Source organism: Pseudovibrio sp. Ad37 (assembly GCF_001623075.1).
Classification (GTDB): domain Bacteria; phylum Pseudomonadota; class Alphaproteobacteria; order Rhizobiales; family Stappiaceae; genus Pseudovibrio.
On record NZ_LMCF01000151.1, the window covers coordinates 19857 to 36155 of the forward strand.

The window sequence follows — 16299 nt, forward strand, 5'->3', positions numbered from 1 at the left end:
TGTTTTCTCAGGAGAAAAATGACTGAGGAGATAGACGCATCTTATCTGGGTATTTCAGATCCAAGTTTAGAATATACCAATAACCTGGGTATCGCTTGGTATGCTGGCGCTCAGGACTTGAAGCTACAAAGCACTTTGCCAAAGATTATACAAAAGTTTATAAAGGCATCTAATTCAAAGAGGAACGTTTTTGCAGGCTCCAGCGCGGGTGGCTTCGCGGCGTTGTTCTATGCTTCTATGCTACCACAATCAACGTTCCTCGCAGTAAATCCCCAAACAGATATCTTTAAATATAAACTGCGAGCTGTCGAGAGATATGCTTCTGCCTGCTTTGGCTGGCATACCCCTTCCTCTCTAGAGGGTTCATTTCGTGGTATTTGCACAAACCTGATGGAAAAGTTTAGGCAGTCCAATATTCCAGGGGGCTTATATCTTCAAAATGCAAACGATACCCACGTACCCGAACATGCAGTGCCTCTCATTTCTTTCCTTGGTGGCACGCAAGCAATTGACCAAAATTTATATGGTATAAATTTCATTTTTCGCGAGTGGGGCAAAGGTCACGCGCCGCTTCCTCTCCCGATCTACCAGCAAACCCTAAAAGGTTTGACAGAACGCGATATCGAAACAGCGAAAGCTCGTTTTGATGAAGGACTTTTAGAACGTTTTTCTAGTGACATACTTCAGTTTGTTTCATCGAAGTAGTGTTAATTGCGCCGCCAACGTTGATAGCGGCGTATTCTAAGAGTTTAGCAATAAAGCGCAATTTATTGGAATATAATTCCACGCACACTAACCACATTATCTGCAATTGCGTGCCCTGTCCCGTAATTACCAATCCCGCCAGTCATCCCAACAGCTAGGATCTTTGAACCGCTATTTATTGCAGCATCTGTAGGTTGATCGCTGTTGCCTTGCCTCATGTAAGCCTCTGATAAGTTTATAGATGACAATCGCTCCGCTACCGCGCCCCACTCAGAACAACCTGTTACGGTTGCTTCATCTGCATCAATCACAGATGACTTAGAGGCAAACAAACCAATTTTTGCACCTGACCCATTGAAGTTTGGGGTCTCGACCCTAGACGTTCCTTCTGCCAAAATACAACTATCTCCGCAGTTATCTGCTATTCCTTGCCGAGCGTTTAACGTAGATCCGTGGTAGGCCATGAATCCATTAAGAGACCCGCTTGCATTACCGCCAACGGCTGAGAGAATACTTGCCTCATAAGACCTGAAACCGCAATATCCTGCATTTTGTGCTTCCGCACCATCCGCATCGACAATACCTGCATCCGAAGCTCTAATGGCGTGACGATAACAATCGTTAGCCTTGCCATCTTTAAACGATAAATAGCCGCCATGGGCACCCTGAGCACCATAATACATGCTACCAGATACATCAGCGCCTTCCGCGAACACAGCTCCGCCCCAGCTAGTAATACCACCTCACCTGCATGCGCATTTGTAAGAGCGGTAAAACCAAGAAGAAGAGAAACGAAGCTAAGTTTTTTCATGGAACCTGCAATGCCTTTCCAGCAGTTCAGAATTTTGGTGCCCGGTTGTATTGAGAGAACCTGCAAGCACACTAAAACGTCCTTGGCAGAACGTCATTGGTAGTTCCCATTACAGATTGCCCGATGCTCAAAAATCACTGGGGAGCTTTACAGCACCGCCGCGTAAGCTCTCGCTCCTTCGCCCCCCGAACTCAAACCTATGCCATCCGCTCTTTCTGGATCATCAGATAACCACCAATGCCTGCTGCAACAACAAGCACAAAAGCGAATGCCCACTGCAAGGGCCCAGAACCGGCAAGCATGCCGGAAACTGCGGAGATCAGCACCCCGGCCTTGCTTATCCCTTCTGGCGTCAACCAAGTGCTCATTGCAGATGTCTCCTCGCCCCGCGCTTTGGCTGCGCCATCTGGCATAACTCCATCACGGACAGGCAGTGATTGAGCCGCAGATGCTGGCGACTTGATCAACTCAAAAGAACGCTGCTGAACATCCTTTACCCGGCGCTTCCATCCATTTTTGTTGTAAGGCCAGTTCTTAAGCCGCTTCATAAAACGCAGACGCTCAGCCGAAAGCTTACCGACCAGATCACGCACATTACGCTTTTCAAGTGCTCCAAACGTTTCAACACCAGCCACACCATCAACAACAACGCCAAGGATAACTTGAAGCGTTTTGACCGCCCGTGCAGGCCCGGAGTTCACAGCAAAATCAAAAAGCGCATAATCCAACCCTGAAGGCATTTTATCTCCCTTCACAGCATCCCAATACTGCGCCCGAAAGATATCGACGGCCTCAGCCTGATCCATAGACTGCACCTCTTGAATACTGACAGACTGTCCCCGCCAAGCACTCAAAGTCCGCTGAGTAATGCCAAAGTTTGTTGGACCGCCCGGATCAGCCTTACGGCTTCGATGGGCAAATCCCCCTTCACTCTCAAGCAAGTCCGAAACGATCAATTGGAAGGTATCCTGCATCTCTCAGTCCCCTAATAAAAAACGGGAGCCAAAGCCCCCCGTGCAAACACAAAAAAGACCGCAGATGCGGCCCATAAAATTCAAACGGTAAAGATCAGTTCTGTGGCACCACTGGTAGGAAGTAGTGCAAGGACAATCGAACCTTGCCTCCGGTGAAGTCACCAGTATTCGCGGTCATCCGAACTGGCGTGTCAACATAATACGCCGTCGGCCCAATCACGCCCGCATTGCTAGAACCAACGGCAATGCCCAGGGAGCCACCAAACTTGCTTGTCTCATTAGCAACTCCGCAATCGTAGGAACTTGCACCCGTGACAGCCTCAACCACGCGGGTGGAAACACAAAATATAATTGCACGGGAGGGAATAACCAATGAGCTCTCAACAAAACTACCAGAAACGGTAATCAGCTCATCTGCGGTCACGAACTGGCTCTGTGCACCATGGGCACTCTCGCTCAGCACAGTCTTCTCCTGCTGAAACGCCGCACCGCCTGTGACGCTATCAACGCCCAGCCCAGTTACAGAAGAAAACCCAATCCAACTGCCACCAGAGAAAACCTGCATCGCACCAAGGCTTTGCACCCATGCCGCCCAGCCCTCAACCGGGGCTAAGAACCGCCAGATGCCACCATCAAAGGCTGCAATCTTACTCTCCTGCCCGGCAAAAGCACCCGTCGCAGCAGCAGGCACGATATAACGCACCCCTTCTACAGGGTCTGCAGGTGGTGTGCTCACACTGTTGGAAACAACGCAAAGCTGCACAACCAGATCAACAAGTGCCAAAGCCTCGTTGTGCGTGACATGCTTTTGCGCTTGAGCAGCTGCCAGAAATGGCAGCTTTAGATGCGGTGTCGTCTCACTCATCATGATCCCCATAGATCGCCTAGCCTACGCAAAGCGTACCATCCAGCGTCACAAGGGGGATAAGTTGAGATGAAGACCGCAGGCAGGTCAGCCCGCAGCAACAACCAAAAGCTTAAGCAACGTGGCGACCAGTGCCATCACCAGCCAGAGACCAGATGCGCGTACGGTTACGAGCCATTTTCTCGTCAACGGCAAATGAAAGCTCAGCACCATGCAAACCAACAAGACGATGCAGCAGGATCGCAATCTCCGCGGCATCCGCAGCGACATCACGTGAACTCTCGCCACTTTCGACAGCCAGCTGCAGAGCGGCAAGCTCTTCTTTTGCCCGCGCAATCAACGCATTCAGGTCAGCAACCTGCCCAAAGGTTCGCTCACCCCAGGCCGTAATGCTTGCACTGCTTTCAATGGTTACCATGTTCGCCCACCTTCAAACTCTGGGGCCTGCTTTCAAACGGATGGCATGCCAACCTGTTCTAAAACAAACCCAAAACAACAAGCCGGAGCACTCAGGACGTTGCGATCAAGAGCGACGCTTCCGGATTTTGAACATGAATTGAACTCACTCTTATCTTCATCCCGTTAGCCCTCAGGTCAAAGAAAAAGCGGAGACAACTTCCTGTCCCCGCCTATTCTTCAGGTAAAAAAGGCCAGACTTTGGCCCTTTTTTGATAGTTTACATGGTTTCCAGAGCTGAAACGGACTCATTCATGGCCTGATCGAGAACATCCAGCAGGTAATCGGCATTTTCCTTAGAAAAAATCATCGGTGGCCGCATCTTCAACACATTGTCATATGGCCCCTCGGTTCCCATCAAGATACCAAGGTCCTTCGCACGGTTGGCAACACGTCTCGCCATATCTGTTGCTGGCTCTTTGGTCCGGCGGTCTCTCACCAGCTCAATGCCCAGAAACAAGCCCATGCCGCGCACATCGCCAATAAACTCATACTTCTCCATCATCTTTCGGAAGCCAGAGAGGATGTAGTCACCAACAACATGCGCATTCTCGCGCAATCCATCCCGTTCAATCACGTCCAGCACTGAAAGCCCAACAGCACAGGAAACAGGATTACCACCAAAAGTGTTGAAGTATTCCATCCCATTGTTAAAGCTAGCGGCAACCTCACGAGTAGTCACAAGCGCGGCCATAGGATGACCATTACCAATCGGCTTGCCCATAGTCACAACATCCGGCGTCACACCTTGTGTTTCAAAGGCCCACCAATGTGATCCGACACGACCAAACCCAACCTGCACTTCATCAGCAACGCACAAACCACCCTCCGCACGGATCAGCTTGTAGACCTCCTCCAGATAACCATCTGGCATAAACACCTGACCAGCCACACTTGGAATTGATTCAGCAATGAAGAATGCGGGAGCACGCCCCTGCTTCTTCATCAGATCCAACTGTTCAGCAACGCTTTGAACATAGCGCGCAGTAATCTCTTCAGGTGCCCAGTCGGTCGGTGCACGATAGGCATCCGGAATAGCTGCCTCAAACACATGGTCGGGCCGCCCCTTGCCACCATTACGCTTATATTTATAGGGACTCAGCGCAATCAACTCAGGTGTTGTGCCATGATAGGCCCAATCCAGAACCACTGCATCACGACGCCCTGTATGCGCCTCTGCCATGCGAAGCATCAGGCTGTTCGCCTCACTGCCCGTACACACAAACGACGCAACCGCCAGATCATCCGGCAGTGTCGCTGTCAGGCGCGCAGAGTACTCAACGATGTTATCGTGCAGGTACCGCGTATTGGTGTTGAGCAAACCCGCTTGATGAGACAAGGCCTCAACCACATCTGGATGCGCATGGCCCAGATGGCAAACATTGTTGAAGCAATCCAGATAGGCCCGCCCACGGTGATCAATAAGATAAGCACCCACACCACGCACAAACTTGATTGGTTCGCTGTAGGAGATGGAAAGATTCGGCAACAGGTTCTGACGACGCGATGAAACAATCTCGCCGACTGACCGTCCAGTACTGCCCAGTGTTTCTTGCGGTAATCCAGCAAAATCGATGGCAGACGGAAACAAGTCAGCCCACACATCAAGATACTTCTCTTCGCCAACACCGAGAATTTCTTCAGCACTCAAGGAAACGTCAGCACAGAGCTGCAGGTGAAGATGGGTAGCCCAACCACCGTTCTCATCTTCCGCACCCAGATACCCGACTGTCTCACCAGCTTTGACCACATCACCCGCACTAAGTCGGCTCGCTGCCTCATGGGCCATGTGCCCCCAAAGGCTCACAAACGGCTGACCACAGTCTGTTTCATGATCCAACGCAATCATGCAGCCATAACCAAGCGGGTCTGTCTCAATCACCACAGACCGCACCTTGCCATCCATTGGCGCACAGACACGGGTTCCTGAAGGCAGGAACAAATCAAACCCCAGATGGTTCCGGCGGCGCTCTCCTTCGATGAAGCGGCTCTCAAAGAAATCCGAGGAGTAAACACTGCGGCTTTCACCCCATGGACCAATGCCAAGCTCAACGCCATGCGCCTCGCAGTACTCTTCCCACCACTCCTGCGCTGCTTCTGGCTGACGATCACGAGACGTTACAGTCATCTCATTCTCAGGATCAGCATAAGGCACCAACGCCTTGGACATGAGCTTGGGATGGCGCGCAAACAACGGGGCAAATGAGTTCCGGTTTTTTGCACAAAACGCTGCCACCTTCCGAGCACCCGGCACAGCATCAAAACCACAGGCCTTGCGCAGGATTGCAGTCGCAAACGATGGTTTCATGCCATAAAGTTTGTAAAGCAGGTTCCAGGCTGGCGCTTCACTAACAGCAAGGTATGGATTGTCGTCGGTCTCCTCTTTCCGCAGAGCAGACAAACTCACGCTTGTCACCAACCGCATAGCAATCAGATCAAAGAGAAGATCAACCTCCCCTTCTTCCAGCGGATACTCAGCATGGTAGGCAGCAGCCAGATCAGCAGCAGCGCCTATCGGATCAGGCATCTCCATAATCGTATAGGCCGCCGCAATTGCAACTTCTGCAATAACGGGCGTATGCAGGCTGTCACCAAAATCAATAAGACCACAGACGCGGGAATGATCTTCTGGATCAACCAGCACATTCCAGTCATTGGCATCATTGTGAATGACAGCAGCTCTCAAGCCGGCAAGCTGCGGAGCAACAATCCCGTCAAACCGATCAAGAAAGTACTCAACCACGCGCCGCTGATCAGGATCACCAATGGCACTCAGGCGCGCACGCGCATCGCCAGCCGCACGTAAATCCCACTCAAAGCTACGTAAAGCACCTGGATGCACAAAACCACGCAGCGCTTTGTCCATCTTGCCAAGCAACGTTCCCAAACTGGCAACAACACCATCCTCACGCTGAGTTTCAGCCAACGGCACCCCCGGAACCCAGGAAACCACACGCATGACATGAGATGCTCCATCCGGTCCGGTGACACTCTGCGTGGCTCCACCATCCTTTGTCAGGCGCAGGCGCGGCATAGGCAAATCCGGAGAGGACACAGCAAGATGCTGCAGCATGGCTGTCTGAAAACCTGTCTCAGCGTCGGGCTCACTGGCATTGACGAGCTTGACCGTCCAGTGCGTGCCATCCTCTGCATCAAGGCGATGGTTCTGGTCGCGCTCGCTTTCCAATGGAGACAAGTCACCTTTCAGGTTCCAATGCTCCAACAGAAGGGTTGCAATGGTATCGCGGTCAAAATTAGGGGCGGGATGGCTAATATCAGTCATAAGTCTCTCCAGTTGCCCAGAATATAACGCACACTGATATTTCAGAACACCGACTTTATGTCAGTTGCACCACCACTATGTCGCGATTAATAAGTATTTTAACGGCACTCTTCCTGATAGTCCGCGCAGAGGAATCTCAATGCTCGACACCACCGACCGCGAGATTATCGCGATCCTCTCCAAAGAAGCCCGTATCCCGATCAAAACACTGGCAGCCCGCATCAACCTGTCTCGCAGTGCCACCAGTGAACGCATCACACGGCTGGAGAACAACGGCACAATTCGCGGCTACAGGGCAGACATCGACGGCCTTGATCCCACCCACATCTCCTCCTTCCTGTTCATCCGCTTATCACGCACGCCAATGCGTGAAATCCTCGACATACTGGCAGCGTTTCCAGAGATTAAACGCGTAAGTTCGGTAAGTGGAGAGCTCGACCTTGTGGTCGAAGTCGTTGCCTCCTCAATAGAGATGCTCAACAACGTCAGAGACGCCATCGCATCCACTGACGGTGTGAAGGACCTGACAACCACTGTCATTTTGCGGGATGAGTTTCAACGCACCTGAAACAGCAAAGGGCGCCGACTGCAATAAAGCAGTGACTGACGCCCTTAAACCAACGCTCAGGTCAGCATTCCACCAACCCAAGACCCTATTAATTTTTGCAGATTATCGCGCCTGATCCAGCATACGCTTACACTCCAACAACTCAAAGAGCGTGGACTGCAGCCGATCAACATTGTCCTTGGAAAGTCCAGCAGAACCAGCTGCCTCTTCCTTTTCAGAGCCCATCAAACGATCCATGAAGCCAAACGCTCCATGCCCACCTTTGCCATGCTGATCCGGCTCGTCATCCGGCAACAGACCGGACGGCAATGGCATCTGCGGCTCAGGCTCGCTCTCAAGCGGAAGAACCGCCTGTTCTTCAACAGGCCGCTCAGCAACCCAGTCTTCCTGCGGCTCATACATCTCATCTGGAGACGACATGATAGCCTGTGCGACCGCAGCTTCCGCTGCACTGCGCACTGAATCCTCAGAAACTTGGGATGGATCAGGAGCTACGCCTACAGGCGTATTGGCGCTGGACGAGGTTGGGATGACAACGCCACCACCCTCTTTCCAAACGTCCATAACGACGCGCACGCCTTGCTCTCGCAAAATACGTTGCACACCTTTAATCGTATAGCCTTCCCCATAGAGCAAATGGCGGATACCGCGCAAAAGCTCAAGGTCGTCAGGTCTGTAGTAGCGCCGTCCACCGCCTCTTTTCAGAGGTCTGATCTGGGTAAATCGTGTTTCCCAGAACCGCAGAACGTGCTGCGGCAGATCCAGTTCACTCGCTACTTCACTAATTGTTCGGAACGCGTCGGCGCTCTTCTCCACGATGCAGACCCTCTAAACCTTACTATTATCGGGGCAGCAAATTAGCTGGCGCCCTCAACCAGTGCATCATTAATGCGCTGTTTAAGAACATTGCTTGGCTTGAATACCATAACCCGGCGTGGAGAGATCGGAACTTCCTCACCTGTTTTTGGGTTACGGCCAATGCGTTCACCTTTTGAGCGAACAACAAAAGAGCCAAAGCTAGACAATTTGACAGACTCGCCGCCTTCCAGGCTGGCAGAAATTTCTGCAAGTACCTGCTCAACGAGTTCGGCAGATTCAGTCCGAGATAGGCCGACTTTCTGGTAAACCGCTTCACATAAATCAGCGCGGGTTACAGTGTGACTACCCATTCCACCCTCCTCCGGTAAAGCCATGATCCGTAAGAATAAAGCTTGCTTTCAACAAGTTACGGTATGGCCAACCGGCGTCAGGGTCAACAGCTCATTTGCTAAGAAATGCAACCCTCTGGGGTTTTTTGCCGCTTTTTACCACTTAAGGAGTACTGAACCCCAGGTAAAGCCACCGCCCATTGCTTCCAGCATGATCAGATCTCCCTTTTTGACCTTGCCAGCTTTAACAATACTGTCCAGAGCCAAAGGAATCGATGCAGCCGAAGTGTTGCCGTGCTCGGAAACTGTTTTCACTACCTTTTCAGGAGCGATGCCAAGTTTCTTAGCAGAGGCATCAATGATGCGCTGGTTCGCCTGGTGCGGCACAAACCAGTCCAGGTCTTCCGCAGTTGTGCCAGTGGCATCAAAGGCAGCTTCAATCACATCAGTGACCATGCCAACCGCGTGCTTGAACACTTCACGGCCCTGCATGCGCAGATGACCAGCTGTCTGCGTGGTAGAAGGACCACCATCCACATAGAGCTTTTCTTTATGACGGCCATCAGAACGCAAATGACAGGTCAACACACCGCTGGCCTCAGCAGAAGCCTCACCTTCCTGCGCTTCCATGACAACAGCGCCAGCGCCATCGCCAAACAGAACACAGGTCGTACGGTCTTCCCAATCGAGAATGCGGGAGAATGTTTCAGCGCCAATCACAAGCGCACGCTTAGCCAGACCACCGCGCAGGTATGCGTCGGCAGTGGTAACCGCATAAACAAAACCAGAGCAAACAGCCTGAACGTCGAACGCAAAACCGTGGTTGATACCAAGTTCGGCCTGCACAGCAACAGCCGTTGCCGGGAACGTATTGTCAGGTGTTGAGGTTGCCAGAATGATCAGATCAATGTCCTGCGCATCAACACCGGCATTTTCCAGCGCAGCCTTGGCAGCATTCACTGCAAGGTGAGACGTAAACTCACCTTCTGCCGCTATATGACGGTTCTTGATCCCGGTACGCTGAACGATCCACTCATCAGAAGTGTCAACAATCTCGGTAAGCTGCTGGTTAGTAAGTGCTTTTTCAGGCAGATAGCTGCCACAGCCCAAAAATACAGAGCGAAGTGCCTTCACTTTAAACCCTTCAGTTTTCTTCAGCCTCTGAGAAACGACCACGATGGTAGTTTGCCAGATCCTCGGAGATCTTTTTAATCAATTCATTCTTGGCCATATCATAGGCAAGTTCAATGGCAGCACCAAAACCTTCAGCGTCTGTTCCGCCATGGCTTTTGATAACAATCCCATTGAGCCCAAGAAAGACCCCGCCATTGACTTTACGCGGATCCATTTTCGCCCGAAGCCGCTCGAAAGCACCCCGTGCAAAAAAGTAACCGATTTTCGCCATGAGCGTACGTTTCATAGCAGCCCGTAGGTAGCCAGCAAACTGTTTTGCGGTTCCCTCGGCTGTTTTGAGTGCAATATTGCCGGCAAACCCTTCGGTCACAACAACATCAACGGTGCCTTTACCAATATCATCACCCTCGACAAAGCCGGAGTAAACAAGGTTTGGAGGAGACAGTTCGCGCAGCATTTTGCCTGCTGTACGCACTTCCTCGACACCCTTCACCTCTTCAACACCAATATTAAGGAGACCAACAGTCGGCTGCTTAACACCATGAACAGAACGACACATAGCGCCGCCCAAAATAGCAAAGTCGATCAGCTGCTGTGCATCCGCGCCGATCGTGGCGCCCACGTCGAGCACAATGGACTCACCGCGAAGTGTCGGCCACATTGCCGCAATCGCAGGACGCTCAATACCAGACATGGTGCGCAGGCAAAACTTGGACATCGCCATCAGCGCGCCCGTATTACCAGCGGAAACAGCAACATCTGCTTCAGAATTTTTAACCGCAGCGATCGCATTCCACATGGAAGATTTACCGCGGCCCTTGCGCAAAGCCTGACTCGGTTTTTCGTCCATGCCAATCGACACATCGGTATGATGAACAACGGATGCCTGCTTCAGACGAGGGTATTCCTCGAGCATTGGCTCGATGACTTTACTGTCACCGAAAAGTAGGAATTCGATATTCGGGCAGCGTTGCAGCACCTGATCAGCACCAGGCAGCACCACCTCAACACCGTAATCCCCCCCCATAGCATCAAGAGAAATACGTATTTTTTCAGACATTTCCAATTTCTTGCCTTGTCCCAACAAAGTCTGCCCTTGTATCGGTAGACCTCGGAATAGTTAAGAGCATTTTCCCTAAGTTCAGTGGAAATGCGCGTCGCGAAGATACTCGATTATAAACGTCTCGCAACACCCACCTCTAAAAAACCTTTGCAGCAATCTAAGATTATTTTTTGCCTTTAAGGGCTTCTAGTGCAGCAAAAGGAGAAGGCTTCTGCTCTTCATCCTGTTTCAGTTCTTCCTCTGGGTCCGGAGCATATTTGTCATCCATTTCAACCCCTTTAGCCCGAGGAAATGGATCCAGTCCCAACGCAAAGTGCTCACAAACAACAGCTCCGAAATCCACCTGTGAGCCTTCGAAATAATCCGGCGGATCGCTCTCATCAATATCCAGATCTACTTCCAAGGTATCATCATCACTTCGACGACGCCCCCGGGAATCTTGATCTGGCAAAAATGTACGGTCGAATTCTTCGTCCACCAGGCATTCAACTCGGTCAAGCGTCACAACGCATTGTTGAATAGCTTTGGCGCGAATGTGACCGCGCACCGCCAGTCCATCACGGCGCCACGGACGCACTTCAAGGTCGGCTTCGAACTCAGGCAGCTCTATCAAATCATAGGCCTTGGCGATCTGCGTCCGCTCATTCTCATTGAGGACAAGCTTTAGCTGTTTGGTTTTCTTACCAAGACGCACCGCATCGAATAAATAGGCCCACGGGTATTCAGTTTCAGCCATCGCTGGCGCTTTCCCTTATAAGTTCGATCTTTGGAGCCACAAATTTGACGTCGCCCGCAAGAATTTCATGGGTTGGAAGAGCAGCAAGGCCTTCCACCGCTTCATGCATGTAATGAACCAGCGCTCTTATCGCAACAGCTTCACCGCTCTCGCCATAAATGTTTCTTACAAAGGCCTCAAATAGAGCGGAATTGTCCTTGTTTTCCAGAGCCTGCATATAGCTGGCTGTGCGTCCGTAAAACGATTCGACCATAATTCGAACCCGTTTACGCACACCTTCGTCGCCAATACCGATCTCTCGCATGCTCTGGTCCATATCCTGAAAAAAATAATCGAATACAGCCTGTGCAAATTTCCGGGACGCCTTATCTTCGCCTCCTAACCGGTGAAAGACACAAAAAGCGTGCAAAACAATCATCTCGAAGCGACCTTCGCTCGTATCAGGTATACCATAGTGCTGATAAAACACTGGTAGTCGTGCCTGCGCGACGATCCGCTCGTAAGTTGTTCTGACGGATGTGTCTTTACGTCGACGGAAAAAACCGAAGATCATGGCACCTCTCTTGCGCTTGTCGAGTTACTTGTGTGACTGCCACGAGGATGGCATAAGCACAAGTCTGAATCTAAACCGCTTGCTTGCTGCATTTTGCTGCAATTTGCAAGCCAACAGGATGTTTGGAATGATTGCATTCGCACGCCGTACTGTGTTCCTCGCTTTTTTGAGCCTGCCACTTGCCGGCTGCTTCACCCAGACACTGACACATGGCCAGGTTGTTTCACCTGATTCAATTCAAGATGTTCAAGTCGGTTCAAGCCGTGAGCAGGTAGAACTTCTCCTTGGTAGCCCGTCCACCACATCTAATCTGGACGGTGAAGCTTACTATTATATCTCGCAAAAGAGCGAAACAGTGGCATTCTGGTCTCCGTCTATCGTCGACCAGCGTGTTGTCGCTGTTTACTTTGATAAAGATGGTTACGTGAAGTCCGTTGCTGACTACGGCATTGAAGACGGAAAAGTCTTTGATTACCTCGGCAGAAAAACACGCACCGGCGGTGCTGATTATGGTCTCCTGACGCAGATCCTGCGTGGAGCTGCAAATCCATCAATCGGTCTCTAAGACCCGCCCATCACGAGTTTAAAAAACGGCGCCTGTTTTTCAGGCGCCGTTTTTTTTGCGTTCAAAGCCAACAGGCCAGGCTGCTCTATCTCATTCATATCGCGAATGCTGCCAAATCCTAAGCTTCACACTTAAAATCACGCTGGTGTTATTGGAGGTTTGCTACATGTGATCCTGTATTGAGGAGTTATACGCATTCTGGCCGTCTTCTTCCGTGGTTTCTTCAAGGCATTAGAGCGCGTTCCTTTTGATTGGAAACAATCAAACGACAAGAATTCGCTCCACCAAGGATGTTAGATCGCGATGCGTGAATTCAAATAAACGCGACGTGCTCTAACGACAAACGCGAAGTAAAATCATGACGCACTCCTCTACTGCCCTCAAAAAAATTACAGATCTGCGCCCCTCAGATCACGCTCTTTTTATCTACCTCACACTCGTCACAGCAACCTACCTGATCTGGGTTGGCCTGCTGAAGCTGACAGGTCCGGAACATCAGCAAATCGAGTTCTGGCTCGGCAACAGCCCGATTTTCAGTGGAGTGGTTCAAGCACTCGGCGTGCCTCTCACCGGCGTTCTGATGGCTCTTTTTGAAGTCCCGGCAGGCATTCTGGTTCTGCTTGGCCTGAAAGATCGCCGCCTTGGCATTCTTGGCTGCCTGATGGCCATGCTGATCTTCGCCCTGAACTTCCTTTACCTGTTCACAAACCCTGTGTGGATGGATGCTCTCGGAGGTTTCCCGATTATCGGCTCCGGTCAGAACCTCCTGAAGTACCTCTCCATGTTTGCAATCCCGGCGTACATCCTCGGGCATCACATGCACACAGCTGGCAAGGAGCAGACCGCAGGCTCTCTCAAAAAGCTGGCCGTGTTCGCAAGCTTCGCTGGTATCGCACTGGTCATGGGCTGGATCGGCGCTATGAAGTTTTATGAGTTTGAGGCACAAGGCATTGTCCGCCTGATGCAGTCCAACATCCTCTTCAGCTGGACCTATCAGGTCTGGGATGTTCAGGGCGCTTCCAACTTCATCGGTATCGTTGAGTGGGTCTTCCTGCTGCTGCTGCTCTGCCTGCCATTCAATCGCTTCCTTGGCGGTCTGGGTGTCCTCGGCATCGCTGCTACAGCACTCGGCACCCTCACCTTCATGTTCTCCGTACCGGGCTGGGATGCGGATTCATTCTTCCCTCTCCTCAACCGTACAGGCATCTTCGTGCTGAAAGACCAGTTCCTGCTCGCCGCCGCCATCATCCTTTGGCGCAATTACTAAGCAGCACATAGACAGCAATGATAGGAAAGCCGGTGTTCTTTAAGGAGCACCGGCTTTTTCACGTTCACCTGAAGGTATCCGACAGTCGTAATGACCTGCAGCACTCTTCCCAATAGGCTGGTCAGGATTGCGATTGTATTGGAAACAAAGATGTTTGAGACATATCGCGGGATTGTTTACCCGCAGCAGGAAGATCACATGGGCCATATGAATGTGGCCTGGTACACCTCCAAATTTGATGAAGCAACATGGCACATGCTCGCCCACATTGGCATCACCCCAGCCTATATCCGCGAGAGCAACAAAGGCATGGCTGCACTGGAGATCACATATAAGTATCTGGCGGAGGTCTCCGCAGGCGACCTACTTGTCGTACGCTCTGAAATTAAAGAAATGCGCGACAAGACCATCCTCTTCAAACACACCATGTTTGACTCAATCACCAACACACCTGTTGCAACCATGCGGGCCGTCGGTGTCCATATGGATCGAGAAGCCCGAAAGTCCTGCCCTTTCCCCGCGCATGCAAGAGAACGCTATGACGCCCTGCAGCCGGAGCCAGCAGCCTGATCAGGCACCTCAAAATTACTTAGCAGGTTTCAGATAGAAGCCGCCGCAAGTACAACAGACTATAGTAATCCTGTAAGTGAATCTGAGTAGGACATGCAGCACTGCTGCATACCAGATTGATGCGGGCAAATTCTTGAATGAGTGCGGGCGTTTTTCGCAAAAGGATGGGTTCCATCAAAGTGTTGGAGCATGCGGCGTAAACAAGAGTGCGCGCTGCATAATCCTGAGTTTCTCTGTTTGCCTGAGTCAGTCTAGGGGAACCAGCTTTTGCGAGCGCTTAAGGTACCTGCGATAAAAAAACGCATATCGCCAGTTCTACAGTTTCTAGCGGTTGTCGGCATAGCGCTGACAGCCAGCACGGAACTTCGCGCGCAAGTGGGCAACTGGCCATTAGCCTGGGCGCAATGGCACAACGAAACACGCGACTGGGGCGGTATCCGCACCAACCTTTCTGACGAGGGTCTTGATCTAGGTGTCCTCTACACCCAGGACGTCGCCGCAAACCCCGTTGGCGGCCTGAACCAGAGCGCAACTTATGGCGCGCGGCTGGAAGGCATGGCTATGCTGGACTTTGAGAAGATCTTCGGCATCAAAGGCAGCAGCCTGCACTACATCATGTATCAAGGTCTGGGACAGGGCCTGTCACAGGAGGTCATTGGCAACGACTTTGGCGTCACCCAAATTTTCTCAAGCGACATCCTCGCCATCGCCAACTTCAGTCTGGAGCATAACCTGCTCAATGATCAGCTGTACCTCTCCGCCGGTCGTCTCGCTGTGGGCGACATCTTCGCAAGAGACGATACCTTCGCGTACTACCTCAACGGAGCCCTCAACAGCACCCCTGGTCAGCTGCTCATCAACCAGCCCACTTTCACCACCTACCCCTTCAACATATGGGGTCTGGCAGGCAACTATACCTTCCCCGGTAATCAATACGTCAGCCTCGGCGTCTATGACGCGTCCGTAGATGATCTGAACAACGCCGAGAACGGCTTCAATTTCCGCTTTGCACCCAAAGGCAACGTGCTGATGGTTGGGCAAGTCGGCGTTAATCCGGGAAAAGACGACACAAGCAAGTATCTCCCCGGCCACTATCAGCTGGGCGCCTTTTACAACACTGGCAAAGTGGATGTTCTGGGCACCACCACCACTGAAACCCGTGAAGGCAACTGGGGCGCTTATGCCATCGCACGGCAGATGATCTATCAGGAAAAGGACCTGCAAGGTCTGAGTCTCTGGGCCCTTGTTACAATCGCGCCACAACAAGCCATCAACACCCAACCTCTTGGCATCAGCGGCGGCTTGTTCTACCAAGGCCTGATCCCCAACAGAGACAATGACGTTACTGCCGGAGCCTTCATTCTTGGGTATTTCAGTGATCACCTGCCCGGCCAGTCCTATGAGCTCGTATTCGAAGCCACCCATCGCTACCAGTTCGCCGACTGGTCCTATCTCTCACTGGACTTTCAATACGTGGTCAATCCCGCCGGAAACGACGACATCCCGGACGCCTGGGTCTTTGGCACCGAGTTCTCAGTGAAATTCTGACCTCCGCTAAAGCCCCCGACATCAGAACAGCAAAAAGCCCGGCCATCTCCCAG

At 51.7% G+C, this 16299-nt stretch carries 17 protein-coding genes; 6 read left to right on the plus strand and 11 right to left on the minus strand.

The features are described 5' to 3' along the window. The first annotated feature begins 18 nt into the window (after positions 1 to 18). Positions 19 to 705: a hypothetical protein gene (locus tag PsAD37_RS19355; RefSeq protein ID WP_063297536.1), complete on the plus strand. Its 687-nt coding sequence runs from the start codon at positions 19 to 21 to the stop codon at positions 703 to 705. A gap of 62 nt (positions 706 to 767) precedes the next feature. Here the strand turns inward: PsAD37_RS19355 and PsAD37_RS28165 are convergent, their stop codons facing one another. From PsAD37_RS28165 to PsAD37_RS19380, 5 genes are all read right to left on the minus strand, one after another. Beyond that, complete coding sequence (locus PsAD37_RS28165; RefSeq protein WP_153039809.1) at positions 768 to 1421, minus strand: hypothetical protein; 654 nt, start codon at positions 1419 to 1421, stop codon at positions 768 to 770. Positions 1422 to 1713: 292 nt separating this feature from the next. After that, on the minus strand, positions 1714 to 2490 hold the full coding sequence (locus PsAD37_RS19365; RefSeq protein ID WP_063297538.1) for a glycoside hydrolase family 108 protein: 777 nt from the start codon (positions 2488 to 2490) through the stop codon (positions 1714 to 1716). A 94-nt stretch (positions 2491 to 2584) separates the two neighbouring features. Further along, entirely contained in the window at positions 2585 to 3355 is a 771-nt protein-coding gene (locus tag PsAD37_RS19370; protein ID WP_084407968.1) for a DUF2793 domain-containing protein, read from the minus strand. A 112-nt stretch (positions 3356 to 3467) separates the two neighbouring features. Next, complete coding sequence (locus PsAD37_RS19375) at positions 3468 to 3773, minus strand: hypothetical protein (RefSeq protein WP_063289197.1); 306 nt, start codon at positions 3771 to 3773, stop codon at positions 3468 to 3470. Between the two features lie 258 nt (positions 3774 to 4031). Continuing rightward, positions 4032 to 7094 (minus strand): aminotransferase class III-fold pyridoxal phosphate-dependent enzyme, encoded by a 3063-nt coding sequence (locus PsAD37_RS19380; protein WP_063297540.1) that lies wholly within the window; start codon positions 7092 to 7094, stop codon positions 4032 to 4034. 139 nt (positions 7095 to 7233) lie between these two features. Here PsAD37_RS19380 and PsAD37_RS19385 point away from each other — a divergent pair, with 139 nt between their 5' ends. Continuing rightward, positions 7234 to 7662 carry an Lrp/AsnC family transcriptional regulator gene (locus PsAD37_RS19385; RefSeq protein WP_063297541.1) on the plus strand — a complete coding sequence of 143 codons (429 nt, stop codon included), beginning with the start codon at positions 7234 to 7236 and terminating at the stop codon, positions 7660 to 7662. Positions 7663 to 7764: 102 nt separating this feature from the next. On the opposite strand, the gene PsAD37_RS19390 is transcribed toward PsAD37_RS19385, so the two are convergent. The 6 genes from PsAD37_RS19390 to PsAD37_RS19415 all read right to left on the minus strand — a co-directional run bounded on the left by PsAD37_RS19390 (position 7765) and on the right by PsAD37_RS19415 (position 12296). Further along, positions 7765 to 8478, minus strand: coding sequence for a MerR family transcriptional regulator (locus PsAD37_RS19390; protein ID WP_063297542.1), 714 nt, complete (start codon positions 8476 to 8478; stop codon positions 7765 to 7767). Positions 8479 to 8519: 41 nt separating this feature from the next. Continuing rightward, positions 8520 to 8831 (minus strand): integration host factor subunit alpha, encoded by a 312-nt coding sequence (locus PsAD37_RS19395; RefSeq protein WP_057464306.1) that lies wholly within the window; start codon positions 8829 to 8831, stop codon positions 8520 to 8522. Positions 8832 to 8966: 135 nt separating this feature from the next. Beyond that, complete coding sequence (locus PsAD37_RS19400; RefSeq protein ID WP_063297543.1) at positions 8967 to 9944, minus strand: beta-ketoacyl-ACP synthase III; 978 nt, start codon at positions 9942 to 9944, stop codon at positions 8967 to 8969. A 10-nt stretch (positions 9945 to 9954) separates the two neighbouring features. Beyond that, positions 9955 to 11004 (minus strand): phosphate acyltransferase PlsX, encoded by a 1050-nt coding sequence (gene plsX, locus PsAD37_RS19405; RefSeq protein ID WP_057464304.1) that lies wholly within the window; start codon positions 11002 to 11004, stop codon positions 9955 to 9957. Positions 11005 to 11170: 166 nt separating this feature from the next. Next, positions 11171 to 11743: a DUF177 domain-containing protein gene (locus PsAD37_RS19410; protein ID WP_063289201.1), complete on the minus strand. Its 573-nt coding sequence runs from the start codon at positions 11741 to 11743 to the stop codon at positions 11171 to 11173. Beyond that, positions 11736 to 12296: a ubiquinol-cytochrome C chaperone family protein gene (locus tag PsAD37_RS19415; protein WP_208987852.1), complete on the minus strand. Its 561-nt coding sequence runs from the start codon at positions 12294 to 12296 to the stop codon at positions 11736 to 11738. The genes PsAD37_RS19410 and PsAD37_RS19415 overlap by 8 nt, the downstream gene beginning before the upstream one ends. A gap of 127 nt (positions 12297 to 12423) precedes the next feature. Here PsAD37_RS19415 and PsAD37_RS19420 point away from each other — a divergent pair, with 127 nt between their 5' ends. From PsAD37_RS19420 to PsAD37_RS19435, 4 genes are all read left to right on the plus strand, one after another. Next, positions 12424 to 12861 (plus strand): outer membrane protein assembly factor BamE, encoded by a 438-nt coding sequence (locus tag PsAD37_RS19420; RefSeq protein WP_057464446.1) that lies wholly within the window; start codon positions 12424 to 12426, stop codon positions 12859 to 12861. Positions 12862 to 13219: 358 nt separating this feature from the next. Next, a complete protein-coding gene (locus PsAD37_RS19425) occupies positions 13220 to 14128 on the plus strand; it encodes a DUF417 family protein (protein WP_063297544.1) in 909 nt (302 codons plus the stop codon). A gap of 150 nt (positions 14129 to 14278) precedes the next feature. After that, the gene (locus tag PsAD37_RS19430; protein ID WP_063297575.1) at positions 14279 to 14698 is read left to right on the plus strand and encodes a thioesterase family protein; all 420 of its coding nucleotides are present in this window, start codon (positions 14279 to 14281) and stop codon (positions 14696 to 14698) included. A gap of 267 nt (positions 14699 to 14965) precedes the next feature. Next, complete coding sequence (locus PsAD37_RS19435) at positions 14966 to 16246, plus strand: carbohydrate porin (protein WP_208991982.1); 1281 nt, start codon at positions 14966 to 14968, stop codon at positions 16244 to 16246. The last annotated feature ends 53 nt before the right edge of the window (positions 16247 to 16299 follow it).

Excerpts from the sequence above, each read along its gene's own strand:
- PsAD37_RS19355 (WP_063297536.1), top strand. The coding sequence starts at position 19 with ATGACTGAGGAGATAGACGCATCTTATCTGGGTATTTCAGATCCAAGT.
- PsAD37_RS19365 (WP_063297538.1), bottom strand. The coding sequence starts at position 2,490 with ATGCAGGATACCTTCCAATTGATCGTTTCGGACTTGCTTGAGAGTGAA.
- PsAD37_RS19370 (WP_084407968.1), bottom strand. The coding sequence starts at position 3,355 with ATGAGTGAGACGACACCGCATCTAAAGCTGCCATTTCTGGCAGCTGCT.
- PsAD37_RS19375 (WP_063289197.1), bottom strand. The coding sequence starts at position 3,773 with ATGGTAACCATTGAAAGCAGTGCAAGCATTACGGCCTGGGGTGAGCGA.
- PsAD37_RS19380 (WP_063297540.1), bottom strand. The coding sequence starts at position 7,094 with ATGACTGATATTAGCCATCCCGCCCCTAATTTTGACCGCGATACCATT.
- PsAD37_RS19385 (WP_063297541.1), top strand. The coding sequence starts at position 7,234 with ATGCTCGACACCACCGACCGCGAGATTATCGCGATCCTCTCCAAAGAA.
- PsAD37_RS19395 (WP_057464306.1), bottom strand. The coding sequence starts at position 8,831 with ATGGGTAGTCACACTGTAACCCGCGCTGATTTATGTGAAGCGGTTTAC.
- plsX (WP_057464304.1), bottom strand. The coding sequence starts at position 11,004 with ATGTCTGAAAAAATACGTATTTCTCTTGATGCTATGGGGGGGGATTAC.
- PsAD37_RS19410 (WP_063289201.1), bottom strand. The coding sequence starts at position 11,743 with ATGGCTGAAACTGAATACCCGTGGGCCTATTTATTCGATGCGGTGCGT.
- PsAD37_RS19415 (WP_208987852.1), bottom strand. The coding sequence starts at position 12,296 with ATGATCTTCGGTTTTTTCCGTCGACGTAAAGACACATCCGTCAGAACA.
- PsAD37_RS19420 (WP_057464446.1), top strand. The coding sequence starts at position 12,424 with ATGATTGCATTCGCACGCCGTACTGTGTTCCTCGCTTTTTTGAGCCTG.
- PsAD37_RS19425 (WP_063297544.1), top strand. The coding sequence starts at position 13,220 with ATGACGCACTCCTCTACTGCCCTCAAAAAAATTACAGATCTGCGCCCC.
- PsAD37_RS19430 (WP_063297575.1), top strand. The coding sequence starts at position 14,279 with ATGTTTGAGACATATCGCGGGATTGTTTACCCGCAGCAGGAAGATCAC.